We start from the raw sequence: 3,652 nt of genomic DNA on the forward strand, positions 1-3,652 counted from the left end.
TCCAATTGTATGCCTCTCTAACCAAATATAAATTAAACGAGCATTACAAATATAGGGTTTTAAATTTAAAAACAATAAAAAATTGATTTTATTTAAATAAAAATCTAAAAATACACCATAAAAACAAAACAAAACCTAACAAAACACACAAACAACTAAAAAAACACAATAGAAAAGCAATAAAAACACAAAATAACCAATAAAACATAATTATAAATACCAACAAACAACACTAAAGCAATAAAAAAACAACAAAACACCATCCAAAAAACAGAATAATACCAAGAAAAATACATTAAATACCAAAATCACTCAAAATAAACCTAAAAATACAATCAAAATAAACCTAGGTAATTTAAAATAGGCTACTAAAATATTCCCTCCCATTTATTAAAGGAAATCCTTATTTTTGACGCTCTCCACAAAAAAATCATGATTAAAAGAGAAAAAGTAAAAAGTTTGTTAGATACAAACGAATTCGACAGAGAAGTTACGGTTATGGGATGGGTGCGAACATTTCGCAACAACCAGTTTATTGCAATAAATGATGGCTCCTGCATTGGGAACATCCAAGTCGTAGTGGATTTTAATAATACTCCGGAAGAACTTTTAAAGCGTATTACTACAGGAGCTGCAATTTCTGTAAAAGGAAAAATTGTAGAATCATTAGGAAAAGGTCAGAGAGTAGATATTAAAGCTGAAACTATAGAAATATTAGGCGATAGTGATCCTGAAAAATTCCCTCTTCAACCCAAAAAACATAGCCTGGAGTTTCTGCGGGAAATTGCCCACCTGCGTTTCCGCACCAATACTTTCAATGCAGTCTTTAAATTACGTCATGCATTAGCCTTTGCTATACATCAATTTTATAACGAAAGAGGTTTTGTTTATATGCACACACCTGTTATTACTGCATCAGACGCAGAAGGTGCCGGTGAAATGTTTAAAGTTACCACTCTTGATTTCGACAACACACCTCGTACAGATGATGGGAAAGTAGATTACTCACAGGATTTCTTTGCGCGCGCAACCAACCTGACCGTATCTGGTCAGCTGGAAGGTGAGCTTGCTGCAATGGCCTTTGGACAGATATATACATTCGGACCTACTTTTAGAGCAGAAAACTCAAACACAACACGTCACCTTGCTGAATTTTGGATGGTTGAGCCTGAAATTGCCTTCGCTGATCTTGAAGACAATATGCAGCTTGCAGAAGACATGTTGAAATATGTGATTAGCTATGCGCTAGAACACTGCAAGGAAGAGATTGACTTTTTAAACAACCGTTTACTAGAAGAAGAAAAAACAAAACCTCAGAATGAGCGCAGTGAGCTATCTTTAATAGAAAAGCTAAACTTCTGCCTAAACAATGATTTTGAACGCCTAACATACACAGAAGCTATTGCGATCTTAAAATCTTCCAAACCTAATCAGAAAAAGCAGTTTAAATATCTTATTGATGAATGGGGAGCAGATTTACAATCAGAACATGAGCGCTTCCTTGTTGAAAAGCACTTTAAAAAGCCAGTTATCTTAACTGATTATCCGGCCGATATTAAGTCCTTCTATATGCGTCAAAACGAACCTGATGCTCAAGGCAGAAAAACAGTAGCTGCAATGGACATCCTTTTCCCAGGCATTGGCGAAATCATCGGAGGATCTCAAAGAGAGGAGCGCCTTGATAAGCTAACCCGAAGAATGGAAGAGCTTGATATTCCACAAGACGAAATGTGGTGGTATCTGGACACCAGACGCTTTGGATCGGCACCACACTCTGGTTTTGGACTAGGATTTGAACGACTGATATTATTTGTAAGTGGAATGACAAACATCAGAGATGTAATCGCTTTCCCTCGTTTCCCTAAAAATGCAGAGTTTTAATAGACTCATAAAATAGCAAAAGGGGTGTATCAATCATGATTGATACACCCCTTTTATATTTATTACCTATTCTGATTTTGATTCAAATCATCTGCAAATGAGTTTGCATGTGTATAATCAACCAGTGAAACTTTATAATCAGAAGGCACAAAACTTGTTGATACACTCAGTGCCATTCCCAACTCAAACCTTAAAGGGTAAGGTGACTGCAACAAACTTCCTTCAGGGATGTATGGGAAACTTTCCATATATGATTGCATTACATTGGGCGCAATCCTCCTGTTGATATATGCCCTGGTCAATTGATAAGGATGATGTAAACCCGCAGCACCTAATAACTCTACAGCACTACCAACAGTTAGCTTATGGAAATTATAAACCCTAACTGTTTTATCTCCCACTACAAGACCTTTCATTAAACTTGGGTCCTGTGTTGCCACCCCTGTTGGGCAAGTATTACTGTTGCACTCTAAGGCCTGTATACAGCCCAACGCAAACATCATTCCTCTCGCCGAATTACATAGATCAGCACCAAGCGCTATATTCTTTACCAAATCAAATCCAGATGCTACTTTACCCGATGCAATAATTTTAATGTGCTTTTTAAGGTTAAAACCTACCAAAACATCGTAAACAAAAGCCACACCTTCTCTTAATGGCATGCCAACCGCATTAGAAAATTCCTGTGGAGAAGCTCCTGTACCACCTTCGCCCCCATCAACAGTAATGAAATCTACATAAATACCTGTTTCAACCATTGCTTTACAAATGGCAAAAAATTCACTTCTTCTTCCAATACAGAGTTTAATACCAATTGGCTTACCACCAGAAAGCTCTCTCAGTTTCTTTACAAAACCCATTAATTCTAACGGCGTTTTAAAGGCAGCGTGAGCTGGAGGCGAGATCACATCAAACCCCTCTTTTACCAACCTTATCCTTGCAATTTCAGGAGTAACCTTTTTAGCCGGCAATATACCTCCATGTCCTGGTTTAGCGCCCTGAGAAAGCTTAATCTCAATCATTTTTACCTGATCTGTACTTGCCCTCTCGGCAAAGGCCTCATAGTTAAATGTACCATCGTGATGACGACAGCCAAAATACCCAGTACCAATTTGCCAGATTAAATCCCCTCCGGGATTAGCATGGTAATCGCTTATACCACCTTCACCTGTATTATGCGCAAAATTACCCATCTTGGCTCCACCATTTAAAGCCAGAATAGCATTCTGACTTAATGAACCGAAGCTCATAGCAGAGATATTATAAATACTTGCAGAATACGGCTTTAAACACTCCGGACCCCCTACTAACACACGCGGATCTTCATTAAGTTCAGTATGGCTGATTGCTGAAATACTGTGGCTTAGCCATTCATAACCATTTTCATATACATCCAATTGTGTCCCGAATGGAATAGTATCATTTTCTCTTTTTGCGCGCTGATAAATCAATGAACGACTAAGTCTGCTAAATGGCTTACCATTGGTATCACTTTCTACAAAGTATTGATACACCTTTGGCCTTAAATCTTCCATAAAGTACCTTAATCTGCCCACTACTGGGTAGTTCCTTACTATACTGTGTTTTGGTTGATACAGGTCATAAATACCCAATAAAACAACTGGTCCTGTAAAAATGAATAACCACCATAAAGGCGGATAAGTAAGGCCCAACATTACAGTGAGTGCCACCAAAAACGCCGCAATTGCGATAAATGCTTTTCTCATATTCCTTAATTTAATAAAAACATGCCAATAGAACAATTATAATC

Annotated in this window: 2 protein-coding genes; one reads left to right on the forward strand and one right to left on the reverse strand. The window is 37.6% G+C overall.

What is annotated here, in order from left to right; all coding sequences use genetic code 11:
• Positions 1-432: 432 nt before the first annotated feature.
• Entirely contained in the window at positions 433-1,881 is a 1,449-nt protein-coding gene (gene asnS / locus AC1DDX_RS25300; RefSeq protein WP_216854360.1) for an asparagine--tRNA ligase, read from the forward strand.
• 62 nt (positions 1,882-1,943) lie between these two features.
• Here the strand turns inward: asnS and AC1DDX_RS25305 are convergent, their stop codons facing one another.
• A complete protein-coding gene (locus AC1DDX_RS25305) occupies positions 1,944-3,608 on the reverse strand; it encodes an FMN-binding glutamate synthase family protein (protein WP_172660498.1) in 1,665 nt (554 codons plus the stop codon).
• Between the last annotated feature and the right edge of the window lie 44 nt (positions 3,609-3,652).

It is taken from the genome of Pedobacter sp. 10L46_2 (assembly GCF_056395165.1).